The organism is Streptomyces sp. ICN903, assembly GCF_022015835.1.
Lineage (GTDB): Bacteria > Actinomycetota > Actinomycetes > Streptomycetales > Streptomycetaceae > Streptomyces > Streptomyces fenghuangensis.
On the sequence record NZ_JAKMAY010000087.1, the window covers coordinates 1 to 19,408 of the forward strand.

Sequence of the window (19,408 nt, forward strand, 5' to 3'; positions counted from 1 at the left end):
GTCGCCCCCACCGCCCCGCCGCCGTCCCCTCCGGTACGGGCCGGGACGGCGGCGGGGACGGTGAGGGCAGCCCGGCCGGAAGGGTCAGAAGCCGCGGCGGGCGCCGCCGTCGACCGGGAACATCACCCCGGTGATGTACGAGGCGGCGGGGGAGAGCAGGAACGCCGCCGCCCTGCCGAACTCCTCCGGGGTGCCGTAGCGGCGCAGCGGGATGGCGGCCGAGCTCCGCTCGCGGGCGGCGTCGGCGTCCCCGGTCATGGCGTCCAGGCTGCGTACCCGGTCGGTGTCGATACGGCCCGGCAGCAGTCCGACGACCCGGATGCCGCGCGGCCCCACCTCGTCGGCCAGCGACTTCGCGAAACCGGCCAGCCCCGGCCGCAGCCCGTTGGAGACCGCCAGGCCGGGGATGGGCTCGTGCACCGAGCCGGAGAGGACGAAGCCGATCACCCCGCCCTCGCCCAGTCGCGCGGCCGCGGTGCGGGCCAGCCGCACCGCGCCGAGGAAGACCGTCTCGAAGGCCGACTGCCACTGGTCGTCGGTGACCGTCTCGTGGGAGCCGGCCGGGGGCCCGCCGACGCTGACCAGCACCCCGTCCAGGCGACCGTGGCGTTCGTGGGCCGCCGTCACCAGACGGTCGGCCGCGGCCGGGTCTGCGTTGTCCGCCACCATGCCGAAGACGTCACCGCCCAGCCGTCCGGCGGCCTCGGCCACCGTCTCGTCGCTCCGGCCGGTGATGATCACCTTCGCGCCGTCGGCGGCCAGCTCCCGTGCGGTGGCGAAGCCCAGCCCGCGGGTGGCGCCGGTGACGAGATACACCCTGTCCTGAAGTCCGAGATCCATGGGGATCAGTCTGCCGGTCGGTCCGCCGCCCCGGCAGCGGAGGGGGTCGGAACGTGTCGCCCGGGCGCGGATCCGCCGTCCGCGTCTCCGTCCGTACGCCCCTTCGGGGAAGCCTCCGCACCGGAGTCCCGCGCCAGGCGGTCCCGGCGCTCGCGGCGGACCAGGACCACCCAGCCGACGGGGACGGCGGCGGCGAACAGCCACCACTGGAACGCGTACGCCAGATGCGGGCCGATGCCGCTGTGGTCCGGCTCGGGAAGGCGTTCGGGCTGCTCGCCGGAGGGCTCCGGCGAGGTCTTCTCCAGTGCGACGTAGCCGCCCAGGACCGGCCGGTCCAGCTCCTGGGCCATCCGTGCGCTGTCGATCAGCATCACCTGGCGGGGCGGCAGCCCCTGCTTGTCCTTGACGCCGCTGCCGGCCTTCTCGTCGGCCATCAGCCGCCCGGTCACGGTGACCTCGCCGGAGGGGGGCGCCGGCACCTCGGGGAACTTCGTCAGGTCGTCGCCCGCCGGGATCCAGCCCCGGTTGACCAGCACGGCCGTGCCGTCCCCGCGGACCAGCGGGGTCAGGACGTGGTAGCCGATGCTCCGGCCGTCCCCGCCGGTGCGCTGGCGCACGACCGTCTCGCCGCCGGTGTCGTAGACGCCGGTCGCCGTCACCCGGCGGTACCGGTCGGCGTCGGCCGGGCCGCGGCCCGGAGCCGCCAGCTCCCCCACGGGCACCGGATCGGCGGCCAGGCTCTCGGCAACCAGATCGTTGCGCGCCACCCGGTCCTCGTGCTTGTGGAGCTGCCAGAAGCCGAGTCTGACCATGCCCGGGATCAGCAGGAGCGCGACGAGGGTGAGGACCACCCACTGCCGGGACAGCAGGAAGCGGTACGCGGAAGCGGACGGTGCGGACGATACGGGTGGCACAGTCATCGACGGTACCCCGCCGGCCGTCACTCCTCCGGAGCGGGGGCCACCTCCCGCAGCAGCTGGGTGAAGGCCGCCTCGTCGATCACCGGGGTGCCGAAGGCGTGCGCCTTGGCCACCTTGGAGGTGCCGGAGTCGGGGTCGTTGGTGACCAGGAGGCTGGTGAGGCGGGAGACGCTGCCGGAGATGTGGAGCCCGGCCTCGACGGCCCGGTCCTCCAGCAGCTCACGGTCCACGGAGGTGTCCCCGGAGATCGCCACCCGCATGCCCTGGACCAGCGGCCTGCCCGGCTCGTAACGGCCGGGGTTGGGGTACGGGCAGGGGGGACGCTTGCGCGAGGGGCGCCAGCTGCCCGCGTAGGGCCGCGAGTCCCGTCCGCCGAAGGCCCCGGAGGAGGCGCCCGGGGAGACGGTGGAGTCGGTCCACTCGGTCAGCGGCCGGCAGGCCAGCAGGGGCAGGCGTATGCGGTCGGCGGCCGCCAGGTGCAGGCTCGGCCGGAACGCCTCGGCCAGCACCCGGGCGTCGTCCAGCGCGTGGTGCGCCCGGCGCTGGACGACGCCGTAGTGCGCGGCGAGGGTCTCCAGCCGGTGGTTGGCCAGCGGCAGGTCCAGTTCCTTGGACAGGGCGATGGTGCACAGCCGCTGCCGCACGGGGACCGGCAACCGGGCACGGGCGTACTCGCGGGCGATCATCGACCAGTCGAAGACCGCGTTGTGCGCGACCAGCACCCGGCCCCGCAGCCGCTCGGCGAACTCCTCGGCGATCTGCGGGAAGAGCGGGGCGTCGGCCAGCATCTCGCTCGTCAGCCCGTGTATCCAGGTCGGGCCGGGGTCCCGCTGCGGATTGACCGGGGTGTACCAGTGGTCGATCACGTCACCCCGTGCGTCCAGCCGGTAGACGGCCGCGGAGACTATGCGGTCGTCCCGGGCGAGCCCCGTGGTCTCCACGTCCACCACCGCGTAGGCGTCGGGGTATTCGGTGGGCCAGGCCGGGGTGCTGGGCTGCGCTGCGGGCCGCGCTTCGGCCGCCGACTGGTCATCGAGCATGGTTCCAGAGAATACGGGCCGCCACTGACACCTTCGCATCACCGCAGGTCACCGCAGATGGGCCGAGCTGCTGACGGGCCGTCTCGCATACTTGTCGGTAACAGAGTCTGGCCGTCGGCCCCGGGCGGTCCTACGGTGCATCCATGCCGAGCGTGCCGAACCTCCCCGACGTCGTGCTGTGGTCCATCCCCGCCTTCCTGCTGCTGACGGTCCTGGAGATGGTCAGCTACCGCCTGCACCCCGAGGAGCCGGACAGCCCCGTCGCGGGCTACGAGGCCAAGGACGCCGCCACCAGCATCTCCATGGGCCTGGGCAGCCTCCTCTTCGACGCCCTGTGGAAGATCCCGATCGTGGCGGTCTACTCGGCGGTCTACGCGCTCACCCCGCTGCGGATCCCCGTCGAGTGGTGGACCCTGCTGCCGATGCTCCTCGCGCAGGACTTCTTCTACTACTGGTCCCACCGCGGCCACCACGTCATCCGCATCCTGTGGGCCTGCCACGTCGTGCACCACTCCAGCCGGAAGTTCAACCTCACCACCGCGCTGCGCCAGCCCTGGACGTCCCTGACCGGCTGGCCGTTCTACCTGCCGCTGATCCTCCTCGGCATGCACCCGGCCGTGCTCGCCTTCTGCCACTCGGCCAACCTGGTCTACCAGTTCTGGATCCACACCGAGCGGATCGGGAGACTGCCGGGGCCGGTCGAGTACGTCTTCAACACGCCCTCGCACCACCGGGTCCACCACGCCTCCCAGGGCAGTTACCTGGACCGCAACTTCGGCGGGATCCTCATCGTGTGGGACCGGCTCTTCGGTTCCTTCGCGCCCGAGACCGAGCCGTGCGTCTACGGGCTCACCAAGAACATCGACACCTACAACCCGCTGCGCGTGGCCACCCACGAGTACGCGGCGATCGCCCGGGACCTGCGGGCGGCGCGCGACTGGCGCGAGGCCGCCGGGCGGCTCTTCCGCGGGCCCGGCTGGCAGCCGCCGGAGCCCGGGCCGGCCCTCGGACCGGCCTCCACGGCCTGCACGGCCTCCGGGACCGTCCCGGGCGCGTCGCGGACGGCGGGGGCGGCGGAACCGGCCGGAACCGCGGAAGGGGCCGGGCCCACCGGGCCCGACCCCTCGGTCTCCGCCGCTTCCTGACGGACCGCCGGCACCGCGGCGGTAGTGCCGTCCGGTTACTCGACGGCGTCCAGGGCGTCGACGATGCCGTGGCCGTAGAAGCCGTTGACGCGCTTGCCGCCCTCGCAGGTGGAGTCCTCGACGCCGTTGCCGTCCGGGTCGTAGGTCTCCGGGCAGCCGGGGTTGTCCGCCTGCGCCTTCATCATGAGCTGGAGCATCGCGGGGCTCGCCCAGGGGTGCCTGCTCTTGAGCAGCGCCGCCACGCCCGCGACGTGCGGGCTGGCCATCGAGGTGCCCTGCAGGAAGGCGTAGGAGTCGTTCGGCATGGTCGACAGGATCCGGCCGTTGCCCGACGGGGTGTCCGGGATCTGGAACCGGTCGCCGCCCGGCGCCGCCACGTCGGCGACGCGGTGCCCGTAGCTGGAGTAGTACGACTTCAGGTCCTGCACGCCCGTGGCCGTCACCGTCACCACGCCCGGCAGCTGGGTGGGCAGGTCCAGGCACTCGGACGGGTCGATGGTGCGCTCGACCGGGGTGGTGTCGTTCGGGCTGGAGCCGTCGACGATCGCGTCCGAGGCGAGGTCGTGGTTGGAGTTGCCGGCCGAGGCGATGTGCAGCGTGCCCCTGCGCTCGGCGTAGCGCGCGGCCCGGCGGACCGCCTCCACGACCGCGCCCTGGTCGGCGTCGTCCTCGCAGTTGTACAGGTACGGGTCGACGTAGTAGCTGTTGTTGGTGATCTCCACGCCCTTGTCGGCCGCGAAGACGAACGCGCAGATCACGGCCTCCGGGTAGAAGAGGCTGGTGTCGGGCTCGCTCACCTTGATGGAGGAGACCTTCACGCCCGGCGCCACGCCCGCCACGCCGACGCCGTTGCGCGCCGCGGCGATGGAGCCCGCGACGTGCGTGCCGTGGTAGTCACCGTCGGTGTACGGCCGCCAGGCGCCCTCGGAGGTGTCGGCCACCCCGCCGACGCAGTTCGCCGACTGGCCCGCCGAGAAGTTCGGGGCCAGGTCCGGGTGGGTGTCGTCCACGCCGGTGTCGATGACCGCGACGGTGACCTTGTCGCTGCCCGGGTTGACCTTCGCGGCCTCGTCCGCGCGGATGGCGCGCAGACCCCACAGGTCGGCCTCCATCGGCTCGCCCTCGGCGGCGGCCGTGGCCGCGCTGGTGCGGGCCGCCTCCGCCACGTACTGCGGGGCGCCGACCTCGGTCGTGCCCGCGGCCTTGAGGGGCGCGGTGCGGGTGGCGCCGGCGGAGTGCACGCCGCGCACCTCGCGCATCCGCTCGGCGAAGCCGGGGTTCGCCGAGTGGACGACGATCACGCCGATCTTCCGGTGGGTGACGACGACCGTCCCACCCGCCTTGGCTATCTCCCGCTCCACCCGCCTGATCGTGCCGGGGTGGGAGGAGGTGTTGACCACGTACGACAGCCGCTCGCCGTCCGCGGCCGCCGTCGCGGCCGCCGGGGCTCCGGTCTCCTGGGCCAGCGCCGTGCCGGCGCCCGGCAGCAGGGCCAGGGAGGCGGTCAGCGCCAGCCCGACCGGCACCGCGATGGCGCGGCGTCGGCTGGAGGGTCTCGATGCCATGGGTTCTCCGTGTCTGTGTGAACGTCCGTGTGAACGCAGGGGTCTCAACAAGCCGTTCGGTTATCGGATTTGACCGTACGGATGTATGACGACGGAAGCTATCGCTCACACAGGGGGAGCGGCAATGGCCGAACCGCCGACCGGATACCGGGCACCCGTTCCAACCGTGGCGTCCCGGCGGACGGCGCGGTCGTCGCGTACGCTGCGAGGCAGATGTCCAACCGTGGGAGGGGACCGCCGGCATGCTGCTGGACACCTACGGCCGGGTCGCCACCGATCTGCGCGTGTCGCTCACCGACCGGTGCAATCTGAGGTGCACCTACTGCATGCCCGAGGAGGGCCTGGAGTGGCTCGCCAAGCCCGACCTGCTCACGGACGACGAGATCGTCCGCCTGGTCCGCGTCGCGGTGACCCTGCTCGGCGTGGAGGAGGTGCGCTTCACCGGCGGCGAGCCGCTGCTGCGCCCGGGGCTGGTGGGCATCGTCGAGCGCTGCGCCGCCCTGGAGCCGCGCCCGAAGCTGTCGCTGACGACCAACGGCATCGGCCTGGAGCGCACCGCAGAAGCGCTGCGCGCGGCCGGACTGGACCGGGTCAACGTCTCCCTGGACACCCTCGACCCCGAGGTCTTTTCGCGGATGACCCGCCGCAGGCGCCACGCCGACGTCCTCGCCGGTCTGGCGGCCGCCCGTGCGGCGGGGCTCTCCCCGGTCAAGGTCAACGCCGTGCTGATGCCGGGCCTCAACGACACCGAGGCCCCCGACCTGCTCTCCTGGGCCGTCGAGCACTCCTACGAACTGCGTTTCATCGAGCAGATGCCGCTGGACGCCCAGCACGGCTGGCGTCGCGAGGGCATGATCACGGCGGGCGACATCCTCGCCTCCCTGCGCACCCGCTTCTCCCTCACCCCGGAGGGGGAGGACAGCCGGGGCTCGGCGCCCGCCGAGCGCTGGATCGTCGACGGCGGTCCGCACCGCGTCGGCGTGATCGCCTCCGTCACCAGGCCCTTCTGCCGCACCTGCGACCGCACCCGGCTGACGGCCGACGGACAGGTCCGCACCTGCCTCTTCGCCCGTGAGGAGTCGGACCTGCGCGGCGCGCTGCGCTCGGGCGCTGACGACGCCGAGATCGCCCGGCTGTGGAAGGCCGCGATGCGGGGCAAGAAGGCCGGCTCCGGCCTGGACGACCCGTCCTTCCTCCAGCCGGCCCGCCCGATGTCAGCGATCGGCGGCTGACCCCTCCGGCTCCTGTCCGCCCTCCCGGCCTCCGCCGCCCTCCCAGTCGGCGAGGGTCACCACGTCCTTCAGGAAGCCCCGCACCCCCAGAAAACGCGACAGGTACTCGCGGTGCTCCTCGCACGCCAGCCAGGTCTTCCGGCGCTCCGGGGTGTGCAGCTTGGGGTTGTTCCAGGCCAGCACCCACACGGCGGCCTCACGGCAGCCCTTGGCGGAGCAGACGGGGGTGGCGGCGTCGGACAGGGGTGCGGTCACGCGATCGGTCACGCCCCCATCCAAACACGGTCCGGACATGACGACGCCGGGCAGCCACGGGGGGAGCCGCCCGGCGTCGGTCCGTCGCTCCGACGGGGGATGCGGAGCGTGTACGCAGTATGGCACGCGCACCCGCCGCCGGGGCACCGGAACAGCATGATTGATCTGAGGTTTTCCTGAGCTTCCCGGCCGCGGTGGGGTCGCGGTGGATCAGTCGCGCCGGCCGGGTCCCGAGCGGCTCGGCTCCTGCCCCGGTTCCGGACGCCGGTGCTCCTGACGGTCAGGATCCCGTTCACCGCCTGGTTCCGCCCTGTGGTCCGCTCCCCGCCCGGCCTCCGGTTCGTCCCGCTCCAGCGGATCCTGCCGTATCGTGCGCGCCCCGGGGCCGGGCTCGTGCTCCCCGGTGCCCGCCGGGCGTTCGGCCGGTCCCAGTGCCGGCCGGGGCGGCGCGGAGACGAGGGAGTCGGGGATCGCGGGCGTGTTCTCCCGTCCCGCGTTGGCGATCACCACCGCCACGTACGGCAGGGCCGCGCCGAGCACCAGGGCCGCCACGGCGAGCGGACGCTGCACGTCCCACAGCATCACGGTCAGCAGGACCGCCGCGGTGCGTACCAGCATCGAGACCACATAGCGCCGCTCCCGGCCCCGGACGTCCTCCGCCAGCCCCTGCCGGGCCCCGGTGATCCGGAAGACCTCGGGACCGCGCTGCCTGCGCCTCACACTCACCACCTGCTCCTGCGGCCGGTATCCGGGAGCGTTCCCGCCTGGTTCCCGGCCTTTTCCACACTACGCCCCGACTCCGCCGCATACGACGTCGGGTAGAGGGCACCCGATGCGCCGGGGACGGCTCCCACCCGGACGGCTCATCGGCCGTGCGGAGGAAGCGCCCCACCGCACGAACCGAACGCGCTGCGCACGGAGCGCGACGCACGAGGAGGCGACATGAGCTGGTTGTGGGCGATCATCGTGGGTCTGGTCCTGGGTGTGCTGGCCCGCGCCATCCTTCCCGGCAGGCAGAACATCCCGCTGTGGCTGACCGCCATTTTCGGAATCATCGGCAGCGTCATCGGGAACGCCGTGGCCAGTGGGATCGGAGTGGACGACACCGCGGGCATCGACTGGATCCGGCACCTGCTCCAGCTTGCCGGAGCCGTTCTGATCGTCGCGCTGGGCACGCCCCTGTACGCCAAGATCAGGGGCGGGGACAGGCGGACGGCCTGACGTACCGGACACCCCGGGGCAGGGGGACGGTGCGGGAACGCACCGTCCCCCTCGCGCGGCCGCTCACACACCCCGGCTGACGGAGCTCATGTTGAAGTCCGGCACGCGCAGGGCGGGCATCGCCGCCCGGGTGAACCAGTCCGACCACTCGCGCGGCAGGGTGCGCTCGGTCCGCCCCGCCTCGGTGGCCCTGGACAGCAGGTCGACCGGCGACTCGTTGAAGCGGAAGTTGTTCACCGCGCCCGTGACCTCGCCGTTCTCCACCAGATAGACGCCGTCGCGGGTCAGCCCCGTCAGCAGCAGCGTCGCCGGGTCCACCTCGCGGATGTACCACAGGCAGGTCAGCAGCAGGGCCGGACCGTCGTGCCCGGAGCCGGCGACCATCTCCTCCAGCGAGGCGGTGCCGCCCGCGTCCAGGACCAGGTTGTCGATCCCCGGCGCCACCGGCAGGCCCGTAAGCTCCGCCGAATGCCGGGTGGTCAGCAGATGGCGCAGCTCGCCGTCGCGCATCCAGTCGGTGGCGCGCAGCGGCAGGCCGTTGTCGAAGACCGAGGCGTCGTCGCCGGAGGAGTGCGCGATCACGAACGGCGACGCCTCCAGGCCGGGAGCGCCCGGATCGCTGTAGAGCCTCAGCGGCAGCTCCGACAACCGCTCGCCCACCCGGGTACCGCCGCCGGGCCTGCTGAACACCGTGCGTCCCTCGGCGGCGTCGCGCCCCGCCGACGACCACATCTGGTAGATCAGCAGGTCCGCCACGGCACTGGGCGGCAGCAGCGTCTCGTACCGCCCGGCCTCCAGCTCCACCTGCCGCCCGGCCCACTCCAGCCGCCGCGCCAGCTCCGCGTCCAGCGCCAGCGGGTCGACGTCGGCGAAGTCGCGGGTCGCCCGCCCCGCCCACGCCGACCGGGTGCGGTCGGGGGACTTGGCGTTGACCTCCAGGGTGCCGGTCGGCTGGTCGTGGCGCAGCCGCAGTCCGGTGGAGGTGCCCAGGTAGGTGGAGACCATCTGGTGGTGCGCGAAGCCGTACAGTTCCCGGCCCTCGGAGCGGGCCCGTGCGAAGGACTCGCCCAGCGCCGGGGCGAAGGAGTCGAACACCGACGAGGACGTCTCGGCCGGGGCCGAGGTGAAGTCGGCGGAGGCGGGCGTGTCCTCCACCAGCGGCCGGGCGTCCTCGGCCGGGCCCGCCGTACGCGCCGCCTCCTCGGCGGCCCGCACCAGCGGCTCGATGTCGTCGTCGGTGACGGCCGAGCGGGAGACCACCCCCGACGCCGTCCCCTCGGAACCGTCGACGGTCGCGACGACGGTGAGGGTGCGGCCGCGGGTGACACCGTTGGTGGTCAGCGTGTTGCCCGCCCACCGCAGGTTGGCGGTGGACTCCTCGTCGGCGATGACCACGCAGCCGTCGGCCCGCGACAGCGCCAGGGCGCGCTCGACGACCTCGTGGGGGGCGGGGGGCTTCGTCATCGGCCGGCCTCCTGGGCGGTGTTGAGGATGTTGACGCCGCGGAAGAGCGCGGAGGGGCAGCCGTGCGAGACGGACGCGACCTGGCCCGGCTGGGCCTTGCCGCAGTTGAACGCGCCGCCGAGCACATACGTCTGCGGCCCGCCCACGGCCTCCATCGAGCCCCAGAAGTCGGTGGTGGTGGCCTGGTAGGCCACGTCGCGCAGCTGCCCGGCGAGCCGTCCGTTCTCGATCCGGAAGAAGCGCTGCCCGGTGAACTGGAAGTTGTGGCGCTGCATGTCGATCGACCAGGAGCGGTCGCCGACCACGTAGATCCCCCGCTCCACCCGGGAGATCAGCTCCTCGGTGGACGGCCCGTCCGGATCGGGCCGGAGCGAGACGTTCGCCATGCGCTGCACGGGGACGCTGGAGGGGGAGTCGGCGTAGGCGCAGCCGTTGGAGCGGCCCAGCCCGGTCAGCTTCGCCATCCGCCGGTCGAGCTGGTAGCCCACCAGGATCCCGTCCCTGATCAGGTCCCAGGACTGCGCCTCGACGCCCTCGTCGTCGTAGCCGATGGTGGCCAGCCCGTGCTCGGCGGTGCGGTCACCGGTGACGTTCATGACCGGCGAGCCGTACTTCAGCGTGCCGAGCCCGTCGGGCGTGGCGAAGGAGGTGCCCGCGTACGCCGCCTCGTAGCCCAGCGCCCGGTCCAGCTCGGTGGCGTGGCCGATCGACTCGTGGATCGTCAGCCACAGGTTGGAGGGGTCGACCACCAGGTCGTAGGAGCCCGCCTCCACACCGGGCGAGCGCATCTTCTCGGCCAGCAGCTCCGGGATGAGCGCCAGCTCCGCGTCCCAGTCCCAGCCGGTGCCGGTCATGTACTCCCAGCCCCGGCCGGCGGGCGGGGCCAGGGTCCGCATCGAGTCGAAGTCGCCGGAGTCGGTCACGGACACGGCCGTCAGCTCCGGGTGCAGACGGACGCGCTGCTGGGTGGTGACGGTGCCGGCGGTGTCCGCGTAGAACTTGTTCTCCTGCACGGTCAGCAGGGAGGCGTCCGCGTGCGAGACGCCGTCCGCCCCCAGCAGCCGCTCGCTCCACTGGGCCAGCAGGGCGGTCTTCTCCGCGTCCGGCACGTCGAACGGGTTGACCTCGTAGGCGGAGACCCAGGTGCGCTCACCGTGCACCGGCTCGTCCGCCAGTTCCACCCGTCCGCCCATCGCCCACCGCTCCCCGGCGGAGCCGCTCCGCGCGGCCGCGCCGCCGGCGGCCTCGGCGACCCTCGCCGACAGCTTCGCCATCTCCACGGCCCGGCCCGCCACCTTCGCGGCGGCGTCCATCGTCAGGTCCACCCCCGAGGCGAAACCCCACGCGCCGTCGTGCACCACGCGTACCGCGTATCCGGCGTCGGTGATGTCCGACGACCCGGCCGGCTTCGCGTCGCGCAGCCGCCAGGAGGCGCTGCGGTTCCGCTCGAAACGGAAGTCGGCGTGCTCGGCCCCCAGCGCCCGGGCCCGTGCGAGCGCCGCGTCGGCGAGCGCGCGCAGCGGCAGCGCCAGGAAGGACTCATCGATCTCGTGCACCACGGACGTTCCTCCTTGTCGATGCATGACCGCAGTGAACCATGCCCCACCGGCCGGCCGCGGCCGATGAACGGCGGTCGCGGCCCCGGCGGGGCCTACCCTGGCCGGTGAAGGAGCGGGGGAGCGAAGAGAGAAGTACCGGGGAGGGGAACATGGGGGACGGGGACGAGAACCGGCCGGGCTTTCCGTGGGTGTGGCTGCTGCCGCAGCTCGCCGTGCTGGCGGGGCTGACGGTCTGGGGCGCCGCGGTGTACCCGAGCCTGCCGGAGAGGGTGCCGCAGCACATCGGCCCCGGCGGGATCGACGCCTGGGCGGACAAGTCCGTCGGCGCGGTCTTCCTCCCGGTCCTGATATACGCCGGGACCGTCGCGGTGATGGCCGCCACCTCGGCGGCGGCGCTGCGGATGCGCACCGAGGACGAACTCGCCCCCGACGAGCGGGCCTCATCCCTGGTCAACCGCCCCGCCACCCGCGCCTCGGCGCTGCGGACGGCCAGGGCCACGCTCCTGCTCGGATTCTGCATCGGCCTGTCGATCGCCGTGACGTGCGCGGTGATGTGGCGCACCGAACCGGACCCGCAGGTGTCCGCCTGGCTGTTCGCCGCGGTGCTCGCACCGCTGGCGCTCGGCCTGGTGCCCGTGCTCGCCGCGGCCGTCCGGGACCGCCGCGAGAGCCGCGAGGGCCGGAGGTGAACCGGCCGCCGGTGTGTTCGCGCGGTGCTCCGGGGTACTCGCGGCCGGGCCGGCCCGCGCGCCGGCCCACCGGAGAGAGAACCGCTGGAGGGAGCGTGCCGTGAGCGACTACTCAGGGCCCTACGACGGCAGGCAGCACGACCCGTCCGAGATGAGGACCGGCGCGGGCAGGGAGCGGAACGAGGGGGAGAAGGAGCGGCGCCCCGAAGGGGAGGAGCGGTCCGCGCGGACCGGACGCGAACGCCCCGGGGACGAGGGCGAGGGCGAGGAGGCCGGGGAGGGGGACCGCGGCCCGGGCGCCGGGCCCGCCGTCACCGGCCCGCCGCCTGCCCCGGAGGGCTGATCCGGCTGGTCCGGGGCAGGCGCCCCGTTCGCCGGTCCCCGGCGGAGCCGCTCCGTTTCACCGGCCTTCCGCGCCGTCCGGCTCCCCGGCGGGGGTCTTGAAGCCCGAGGTGTCCAGGTCGCAGCCGAAGGGCTCGGGGATGCCCAGCGGTTCCCCGAAGGGGGTGGTCAGCCGCGAGTCGTAACCCCGCTCGGACGGGCGCCAGAACACCGTGGCGGCCTGCTCCTCCATGTCCAGCAGCAGGTACACGGGCACGCCGCTGCGGCCGTACGCCGAGACCTTGTCGGTCCGGTCGGTCTCGCGGGTGGAGTCGGAGGTCAGCTCCGCCACCAGGGAGAGCGCCTCACCGTCGACATACCGCTCCTCCGTCCGGAACGCGCTTGCGGCCGCAACGTAGACATCGGGTCCGTAGGCTCGCTCGGCGCGGGGGAAGGCGAACAGGAAGGGTGCGTGGTCGACCGTGTGTCCAGGGGGCAGATGCGGCTCCAACTGGCTTCGCAGCGACTGCATGATCGGCAGGTAGAACCCCCTTGACCACGGCGACATGACGATGTTCCCCCCGATGATCTCCGCCCGGTAACCGTCGGGCACCTCCATGTCCAGCAGAGTGCGGCACAGCGCCCGGAAGCGGGCGGTGCCGGAGGGAACGTCTATGGCCGTCGGTCGTTCGAGCATCACTGTCATGATGCGCCTCCTCGCGCTCTTGCACCATGCGCGACCCAGGGTAGTGGGCCAAAACGCTGTGTGTTCGTCCGATTCCCGTACAGTCGCTCCCTGTACGGGTCCTGGGGCCGGGTGTACGCCCCGGCCCGGAGCGGCTTTCTGTAGGAACCCCACAGGACCCCGGCAGAGCCCCTGTCGGGGACCCGTTCTCCGGCGCGCGGGACCGGACGATAGTTTCTTGCGGAGTACCTGCTCCCTACGGAAGAGGGTGTTCCCTTGAGCCGCTCGGTTCTCGTCACCGGAGGCAACCGCGGCATCGGCCTGGCCATCGCCCGGGCGTTCGCCGACGCGGGCGACAAGGTCGCCGTCACCTACCGGTCGGGTGAGCCGCCGGAGGGTTTCTGCGCCGTCAAGTGCGACATCAACGACGCCGAGCAGGTGGAGCAGGCCTACAAGGAGGTCGAGGAGAGGCAGGGCCCGGTCGAGGTGCTGGTCGCCAACGCAGGTGTCACCCGGGACCAGTTGCTCCTGCGGATGTCCGAGGAGGACTTCACCTCCGTGGTGGAGACCAACCTCACCGGCACCTTCCGGGTCGTCAAGCGCGCCTGCCGGGGCATGCTCCGCGCCCGCAGGGGCCGCATCGTGCTGATCTCCTCCGTCGTCGGCCTGCTGGGCTCGGCGGGGCAGGCCAACTACGCCGCCTCCAAGGCCGGCCTGGTCGGCTTCGCCCGCTCGGTCGCCCGGGAGCTGGGCTCCCGCAACATCACCTGCAACGTGGTCGCGCCGGGCTTCGTGGACACCGACATGACGCGTGCGCTCACCGACGAGCAGCGCGCCAGGATCGTCGAACAGGTGCCGCTGGGCCGCTACGCCCGGCCCGAGGAGATCGCCTCCTCGGTGCGCTTCCTGGCCTCGGAGGAGGCCGCGTACATCACCGGAGCCGTCATTCCCGTGGACGGCGGATTGGGCATGGGTCACTGAACGTCATGAGCGGACTTCTCGCCGGAAAGCGCATCCTGGTCACCGGGGTGCTCACCGACTCCTCGATCGCCTTCCACGTCGCCCGGCTGGCGCAGGAGGAGGGCGCCGAGGTCGTCCTCACCGGTTTCGGGCGGCTGTCGCTGGTGCAGCGCATCGCCAAGCGGCTTCCCAAGGAGGCCCCGGTGATCGAGCTGGACGTGCAGAACAGCGAGCACCTGGACACCCTGGCCGGCAAGGTCGCCGAGCACCTCGGCGAGGGCGTCGGGCTGGACGGTGTCGTGCACTCCATCGGCTTCGCGCCGCAGGACGCGCTGGGCGGCAACTTCCTCAACACCGGCTGGGAGTCGGTCGCCACGGCCGTCGAGGTCTCGGCGTACTCCCTGAAGTCGCTGACCATGGCCCTGCTGCCGCTGCTGGAGAAGCGCGGCGGCTCGGTCGTCGGCATGGACTTCGACGCGCAGGTGGCCTGGCCCAAGTACGACTGGATGGGCGTGGCCAAGGCCGCCCTGGAGTCCACCTCCCGCTACCTCGCCCGCGACCTGGGGGACAAGGGCATCCGCTGCAACCTGGTGTCGGCCGGGCCCATCAAGTCCATGGCGGCCAAGTCCATCCCGGGCTTCGAGGAGCTGGCGGACGTGTGGAAGACCCGCGCCCCGATCGGCTGGGACCTCACCGATCCCGAGCCCGCCGCGCGCGGCGTGGTCGCCCTGCTCTCGGACTGGTTCCCGAAGACGACCGGCGAGATCGTGCACGTGGACGGCGGCGTGCACATGATGGGCGCGTAGCGCGCCCGCGATCGGACGCACCCCGGGGCCGCCCCCGGTCCCGCGCCGGGACCGGGGGCGGCCCGGTGTACGTGCCGCGCCGGAGCCGGGGCCCGGGCGCGGGTCAGTCGGGGGCGCCGGAGCCCCGGCAGGTCCGGGCGTACGAGCCCGCCTCCCGCGCGGCCGTCTCCGCGTCGCGTTCGGCGATGGCGTCCACCAGCCGCCCGTGGTCCAGGTACCCCTCCGAGCGCAGCTCCTCTCCCACGTCGTTGCGGAGGAAGGTGCGCACGACGGTGCCGAGGTCGGCGTAGAGGGCGGTGAGGACCTCGTTGTGGGACGCCCTGACGATCGCCAGGTGCAGTGTGACGTCGGCCTCCACGAAGCGTTCCACCTCGCCCGTCTCCCAGGCCGCCTCGCGCCGGCGCAGCAGTGTCCGCAGCTGGCGCAGGTCCTGCTCGGTGCGGCGGTGCGCGGCCAGCCGTGCGGCCTCGGCCTCCAGCGCCGAGCGCAGCTCGGCCACGTCGCGGGGGTCGGCGTCCGCGAAACGGCGGTGCATCACCCCGGCGAGTTCGCTGGTGGCCACCACATAGGTTCCCGAGCCCTGCCGGATGTCCAGCAGTCCGTTGTGGGCGAGGGCCCGTACGGCCTCGCGTACGGTGTTGCGGGCCACGCCGAGCTGTTCGACCAGCTCGGGCTCGGTCGGGATGCGGGAGCCCACCGGCCACTCGCCGGAGGTGATCTGGTCGCGCAGGGCGTCGATGACCTGGTCGGCCAGGGCGGAGCGGCGGGGCGAGGTCAGAGGCATGGCACTTCCCGGGTCGGCGGGTGCGGTGGGCACGGCGGGCGAGCGGAGAGGCGCACCAAGTGGCCTCGATTCATCCGATGATTCTATGATGCATGTCATGGCTGACGATCCCGTGACCATCGACCGCCGGGCCGGAGGGGGGAACCCGGACAGCGTAGGCACCCACGCCGCTCCGGGCGCTTCGCCGGGTGCGGCCGCGAGCGCCTCCCCGTGGGCGCGGCGGCTGCTGGTCGCGGGCGTCGTCCTCGCCGCCTTCAACCTGCGCCCCGCCATCACCGCGCTCGGCCCGCTCCTGGCGGAGGTCCGCGAAGCGCTGGCGATGAACGGCACCGTGGCCGGGCTGCTGACCTCCGCGCCCGCCCTCTGCTTCGCGGTCTTCGGCGGCGCCGCACCCCGGCTGGCCCGCCGCTGGGGCCCGGCCACCGTGGTGCTCGCCGGAATGGCCGCCGTCACCGCCGGGCTGGCGCTGCGCCCCCTCGCCGGCGGAACGGCCTGGTTCCTGGCCTCCAGCGCACTGGCGCTGGCGGGCATCGCGGCCGGCAACGTCCTGATGCCGGTGGTCGTCAAGCGCTGGTTCCCCGACCGGATCGGCCCGATGACCGGCCTGTACTCCATGGCGCTCTCCGTGGGCACCGCCGCGGCCGCCGCCCTCACCGTCCCGGCGGTCCGGGCGCTGGACGGCGACTGGCGCCTCGGACTCGGGATGTGGGCGCTGCCCGGCGCCCTGGCCCTGCTGGTGTGGGCACCGGTCGTACGCGGCGCCCGCACCCGTACCGCCGCATCCGCCGGCCCCGGGGCCGGTGCCGGGACCGGCGAGGACGGTCCCGGTGCCGGGCTCCGCATCACCCGCTCCGTCACCGCCTGGTCGCTCGGCGTCTTCTTCGGCTTCCAGGCCACCGCCGCCTACGTCGTCATGGGATGGCTGCCGCAGATCTTCCGCGACGCCGGGGTCGCCGCCCCCACCGCCGGCCTGCTGCTGGCGGTCACCATGGGGATGAGCATCCCCCTGTCCTACGTGCTGCCGCGGATCGCCGCCCGGCTCGGCCACCAGGGCCCCCTCGTGGCAGTCCTGGCCTGCTGCGGACTGGGCGGATACGCCGGGCTGTGGTTCGCCCCCGCGCAGGGGGCCTGGGCCTGGGCGCTGCTGCTGGGCCTCTCCAACTGCGCCTTCCCTCTCGTCCTCACCATGATCGGGATGCGGGCGCGGACCGGCGCCGGGGTCGCCAAGCTCTCCGCGTTCGCCCAGGGCACCGGCTACCTGATCGCCGTTCCCGGACCGCTGCTGGTCGGAGCCCTCCACCAGCACACCGGGGGCTGGCACGCCCCCCTGGCGCTGATGGCCGCCCTGATGGCCGCCCAGCTCGCGGTGGGCCTGGTGGCGGGCCGGGACCGATGCGTCGAGGACGGCGGCTGAGTGCGACACTGGGCGCATGCCAGTGCTCGAACCCAACCCGCCCAACGGCCAGAAGAAACTGCTCCTCGTCCTCGGCGCGATGCTCGGCGTCACGGTCGTGATCGGCGTCCTCGCCTCCCTCATCGCCCCGTAGCCGTACCGGCCGGTCCCGGCCGCGGCCGCACGGCGCCACCGCCGGGGCCGCCGCCGGGGCCGCCGCCCGACGGGGCCCGGTGGCGCCGTGGTGGGGCAGGCCCCACCATCCCCTAGGGGGCCGGGCTCAGGGGGCAATGGGTGGATCACCGGATGGAGCGGCCGCCCCGCGGTCCGTAGCGTCGAAGCACACCGCCCAAGACGCCACGGAAGACGACGGAGGCGAGCCGATGACGGCCCACGCACCCACCCGGCACACCCCCCGGCCGACGGCCGGCGGCGCGGACGCACGGCTGCCGTGGTGGGCCGCGGCGCTGCCCGTGGTCGCCTTCGTGGTGCTGCTGGCCCTGCTCGGCGGCGCGGGCGAGGCCGAGGCCGCCGACGCCGGGTCCCGGGGGTACCTCGCGGATCTGCTGGGCCGGCTCTGGGAACTCCTGTCGCGCTGACCGGCCGGCCGCCTCCGCCCGCGCGGTCACCCGGTCGGGGAGGGTCCCCAACTCCCCGCGCCACACGCCGCCGTTCGTGCGAAGCTGGAGGCATGAGCGCCGATGTGTCACGCAGGATCGTCATCCTCCGACATGCCAAAGCCGACTGGCCCGACGACGTGGCCGACCACGACAGGCCCCTCGCGGAACGGGGGCGCAGGGACGCACCGGCCGCCGGCCGCTGGCTCGCCGCCAGCGGCATTCTCCCCGACCTCACCCTCTGCTCCACCGCCGCCCGCACCCGCGAGACCTGGAAACTGGTCGTCCACGAACTGCCGCGGCGGCCGAGGACGGTCTACGAGAAGCGGCTCTACGAGGCCTCGCTCGGCGAACTGATCGCGGTGGTCAACGAGGTGCCGGACGACGTCGTGGACCTCATGCTCGTCGGCCACAACCCCGGCATGCACGCCATGGCCGACGCCCTCGCCGGAGAGGCCGAGGAGGACGCCAGGAGCCGGCTCGACCGCATCGGCTTCCCCACCTCCGCCGCGGCCGTGGTCTCCTTCACCGGCTCCTGGAAGTCCGTGGAACTCGGGACCGGCCGCCTCGAGGCGCACTGGGCGCCCCACGACTGACACCCCGCGGCCGTCACCGCACGTCCGGCACCGCACGACCGATGCCGGGCGGCGGGGGACGGCTACGGGCCCCACCGGACCGGCGGGCCCGCGGAAGCTCCGCGCCAGGCGGCCTCAGACCGCGGTGTCGGCCGCCTCGACCTCCTCGCGCGTGACGCCCAGCAGGTACAGCACGGTGTCCAGGAACGGCACGTTCACCGCGGCGTGCGCGGCCTCCTGCACCACCGGCTTGGCGTTGAAAGCGACCCCGAGTCCGGCGGTGTTGAGCATGTCCAGGTCGTTGGCGCCGTCGCCGATCGCCACGGTCTGGGCCAGCGGCACTCCGGCCTCCGCGGCGAAGCGGCGCAGCAGCCGGGCCTTGCCCGCCCGGTCCACGACCTCCCCGACGACCCGGCCGGTCAGCTTCCCGTCCACGATCTCCAGGGTGTTGGCCGAGGCGAAGTCCAGCCCCAGCCGCTCCCGCAGATCATCGGTGACCTGTGTGAAACCGCCCGAGACCACCCCGACCTGATAGCCCAGGCGCTTGAGCGTGCGGATGAGGGTGCGAGCTCCCGGCGTGAGCCGGACCTCGGAGCGCACCTTGTCGACGACCGACTCGTCCAGCCCCTCCAGCAGCGCCACCCGGGCGTGCAGCGACTGCTCGAAGTCCAGCTCGCCGCGCATCGCGGCGGCGGTCACCTCGGCGACCTTCTCCTCGCAGCCGGCATGCGCCGCGAACAGCTCGATCACCTCGTCCTGGATGAGCGTGGAGTCCACGTCCATCACCACCAGGCGCTGCGCCCGGCGGTGCAGCCCGGCGGCGACGACGGCGACGTCCACACCCAGGGCCGCCGCCTTCGGGGCCAGAGCGGTGCGCAGCTCCTCCGTCCCGGTGCCGGACACCGCGAACTCCACCGCCGTGACCGGGTACTTCGCCAGCCGGAAGATCCGGTCGATGTTGCCGCCGACGCCGGTTATCCGGGCGGCGATGGCGGCCGTGGCCTCGGCGGTCAGCGGATGGCCGAGCACGGTGACGTGGGAGCGGCCGGTGCCGCGCGGCCGGTTGTCGCCCCGGCCGGAGATGATCTCCGCCTGGAGCCGCATCGACTCCGCCCAGGAGTGCACGGTCGCCCGCAGCCCTCCCTCGGCGCCGCTCCCGCCCGGCGTGGTGACCAGGGCACACAGGGTGATGCGGCCGCGGGTGACGACCTGCTCGATGTCTATGACGTCCAGCGAGTAGGCGGCCAGCGTCTCGAAGAGACCTGCGGTGATGCCCGGCCGGTCCTTGCCGAAGATCTTCACCAGGAGGGTGGGGGTGTCGGCGTCCGCTCCGGCGG

The 19,408-nt window shown here is 73.3% G+C and carries 22 protein-coding genes; 11 read left to right on the plus strand and 11 right to left on the minus strand.

The features are described from left to right. Nucleotides 1-84 precede the first annotated feature (84 nt). The 3 genes from L7D48_RS11690 to L7D48_RS11700 are packed head-to-tail and all read right to left on the minus strand — an operon-like array spanning nucleotide 85 to nucleotide 2,800. Nucleotides 85-840 carry an SDR family oxidoreductase gene (locus tag L7D48_RS11690; protein WP_237879094.1) on the minus strand — a complete coding sequence of 252 codons (756 nt, stop codon included), beginning with the start codon at nucleotides 838-840 and terminating at the stop codon, nucleotides 85-87. Nucleotides 841-845: 5 nt separating this feature from the next. Next, a complete protein-coding gene (locus tag L7D48_RS11695) occupies nucleotides 846-1,754 on the minus strand; it encodes an SURF1 family protein (protein WP_237879096.1) in 909 nt (302 codons plus the stop codon). A gap of 26 nt (nucleotides 1,755-1,780) precedes the next feature. Then, nucleotides 1,781-2,800 carry a DEDDh family exonuclease gene (locus L7D48_RS11700; protein WP_237879098.1) on the minus strand — a complete coding sequence of 340 codons (1,020 nt, stop codon included), beginning with the start codon at nucleotides 2,798-2,800 and terminating at the stop codon, nucleotides 1,781-1,783. 143 nt (nucleotides 2,801-2,943) lie between these two features. Here L7D48_RS11700 and L7D48_RS11705 point away from each other — a divergent pair, with 143 nt between their 5' ends. After that, the gene (locus tag L7D48_RS11705; protein ID WP_237879100.1) at nucleotides 2,944-3,945 is read left to right on the plus strand and encodes a sterol desaturase family protein; all 1,002 of its coding nucleotides are present in this window, start codon (nucleotides 2,944-2,946) and stop codon (nucleotides 3,943-3,945) included. Nucleotides 3,946-3,980: 35 nt separating this feature from the next. Here the strand turns inward: L7D48_RS11705 and L7D48_RS11710 are convergent, their stop codons facing one another. Then, nucleotides 3,981-5,510: a S8 family serine peptidase gene (locus L7D48_RS11710; protein WP_237879102.1), complete on the minus strand. Its 1,530-nt coding sequence runs from the start codon at nucleotides 5,508-5,510 to the stop codon at nucleotides 3,981-3,983. A 242-nt stretch (nucleotides 5,511-5,752) separates the two neighbouring features. Here L7D48_RS11710 and moaA point away from each other — a divergent pair, with 242 nt between their 5' ends. Next, the gene (moaA, locus tag L7D48_RS11715) at nucleotides 5,753-6,742 is read left to right on the plus strand and encodes a GTP 3',8-cyclase MoaA (protein WP_237879104.1); all 990 of its coding nucleotides are present in this window, start codon (nucleotides 5,753-5,755) and stop codon (nucleotides 6,740-6,742) included. On the opposite strand, the gene L7D48_RS11720 is transcribed toward moaA, so the two are convergent. Together L7D48_RS11720 and L7D48_RS29425 are read right to left on the minus strand one after the other, a co-directional pair. Continuing rightward, nucleotides 6,725-7,009, minus strand: a complete 285-nt coding sequence (locus L7D48_RS11720; protein WP_308312276.1) for a hypothetical protein — start codon at nucleotides 7,007-7,009, stop codon at nucleotides 6,725-6,727. The genes moaA and L7D48_RS11720 overlap by 18 nt on opposite strands. A 198-nt stretch (nucleotides 7,010-7,207) precedes the next feature. After that, nucleotides 7,208-7,723 (minus strand): DUF3099 domain-containing protein, encoded by a 516-nt coding sequence (locus L7D48_RS29425; RefSeq protein ID WP_374491997.1) that lies wholly within the window; start codon nucleotides 7,721-7,723, stop codon nucleotides 7,208-7,210. A gap of 216 nt (nucleotides 7,724-7,939) precedes the next feature. On the opposite strand from L7D48_RS29425, the gene L7D48_RS11730 reads away from it, so the two are divergent. Beyond that, complete coding sequence (locus L7D48_RS11730) at nucleotides 7,940-8,218, plus strand: GlsB/YeaQ/YmgE family stress response membrane protein (RefSeq protein WP_237879106.1); 279 nt, start codon at nucleotides 7,940-7,942, stop codon at nucleotides 8,216-8,218. Nucleotides 8,219-8,281: 63 nt separating this feature from the next. Here L7D48_RS11730 and L7D48_RS11735 read toward each other — a convergent pair whose 3' ends face one another. Further along, nucleotides 8,282-9,682 carry a metallopeptidase TldD-related protein gene (locus L7D48_RS11735; protein ID WP_237879108.1) on the minus strand — a complete coding sequence of 467 codons (1,401 nt, stop codon included), beginning with the start codon at nucleotides 9,680-9,682 and terminating at the stop codon, nucleotides 8,282-8,284. After that, a complete protein-coding gene (locus L7D48_RS11740) occupies nucleotides 9,679-11,241 on the minus strand; it encodes a TldD/PmbA family protein (protein ID WP_237879109.1) in 1,563 nt (520 codons plus the stop codon). Before L7D48_RS11740 ends, L7D48_RS11735 begins: the two co-directional genes overlap by 4 nt. A 149-nt stretch (nucleotides 11,242-11,390) precedes the next feature. Here L7D48_RS11740 and L7D48_RS11745 point away from each other — a divergent pair, with 149 nt between their 5' ends. Next, nucleotides 11,391-11,930 (plus strand): DUF1648 domain-containing protein, encoded by a 540-nt coding sequence (locus L7D48_RS11745; RefSeq protein WP_237879112.1) that lies wholly within the window; start codon nucleotides 11,391-11,393, stop codon nucleotides 11,928-11,930. Between the two features lie 100 nt (nucleotides 11,931-12,030). After that, nucleotides 12,031-12,273 (plus strand): hypothetical protein, encoded by a 243-nt coding sequence (locus L7D48_RS11750; RefSeq protein WP_237879114.1) that lies wholly within the window; start codon nucleotides 12,031-12,033, stop codon nucleotides 12,271-12,273. A 57-nt stretch (nucleotides 12,274-12,330) separates the two neighbouring features. On the opposite strand, the gene L7D48_RS11755 is transcribed toward L7D48_RS11750, so the two are convergent. Next, entirely contained in the window at nucleotides 12,331-12,957 is a 627-nt protein-coding gene (locus L7D48_RS11755; RefSeq protein WP_237879115.1) for a Uma2 family endonuclease, read from the minus strand. Between the two features lie 255 nt (nucleotides 12,958-13,212). Between L7D48_RS11755 and fabG the strand changes: the two genes are divergently transcribed. Both fabG and fabI read left to right on the plus strand, forming a co-directional pair. Next, a complete protein-coding gene (gene fabG, locus L7D48_RS11760; protein WP_237879140.1) occupies nucleotides 13,213-13,917 on the plus strand; it encodes a 3-oxoacyl-[acyl-carrier-protein] reductase in 705 nt (234 codons plus the stop codon). A gap of 5 nt (nucleotides 13,918-13,922) precedes the next feature. Continuing rightward, nucleotides 13,923-14,702, plus strand: a complete 780-nt coding sequence (gene fabI, locus L7D48_RS11765; RefSeq protein WP_237879141.1) for an enoyl-ACP reductase FabI — start codon at nucleotides 13,923-13,925, stop codon at nucleotides 14,700-14,702. Between the two features lie 103 nt (nucleotides 14,703-14,805). Here fabI and L7D48_RS11770 read toward each other — a convergent pair whose 3' ends face one another. After that, nucleotides 14,806-15,486 (minus strand): FadR/GntR family transcriptional regulator, encoded by a 681-nt coding sequence (locus L7D48_RS11770; RefSeq protein WP_237879142.1) that lies wholly within the window; start codon nucleotides 15,484-15,486, stop codon nucleotides 14,806-14,808. Between the two features lie 97 nt (nucleotides 15,487-15,583). Here L7D48_RS11770 and L7D48_RS11775 point away from each other — a divergent pair, with 97 nt between their 5' ends. The 4 genes from L7D48_RS11775 to L7D48_RS11785 all read left to right on the plus strand — a co-directional run bounded on the left by L7D48_RS11775 (nucleotide 15,584) and on the right by L7D48_RS11785 (nucleotide 18,092). After that, nucleotides 15,584-16,900 carry an MFS transporter gene (locus L7D48_RS11775; protein WP_237879144.1) on the plus strand — a complete coding sequence of 439 codons (1,317 nt, stop codon included), beginning with the start codon at nucleotides 15,584-15,586 and terminating at the stop codon, nucleotides 16,898-16,900. 16 nt (nucleotides 16,901-16,916) lie between these two features. Then, nucleotides 16,917-17,033 (plus strand): SGM_5486 family transporter-associated protein, encoded by a 117-nt coding sequence (locus tag L7D48_RS29125; RefSeq protein ID WP_256462728.1) that lies wholly within the window; start codon nucleotides 16,917-16,919, stop codon nucleotides 17,031-17,033. 229 nt (nucleotides 17,034-17,262) lie between these two features. Further along, a complete protein-coding gene (locus tag L7D48_RS11780) occupies nucleotides 17,263-17,478 on the plus strand; it encodes a hypothetical protein (protein WP_237879147.1) in 216 nt (71 codons plus the stop codon). A gap of 92 nt (nucleotides 17,479-17,570) precedes the next feature. After that, nucleotides 17,571-18,092, plus strand: coding sequence for a histidine phosphatase family protein (locus L7D48_RS11785; RefSeq protein ID WP_237879149.1), 522 nt, complete (start codon nucleotides 17,571-17,573; stop codon nucleotides 18,090-18,092). A 114-nt stretch (nucleotides 18,093-18,206) separates the two neighbouring features. Here the strand turns inward: L7D48_RS11785 and serB are convergent. Beyond that, the coding region (gene serB, locus L7D48_RS11790) for a phosphoserine phosphatase SerB (RefSeq protein ID WP_237879151.1) at nucleotides 18,207-19,408 on the minus strand (1,202 nt) is incomplete at its 5' end.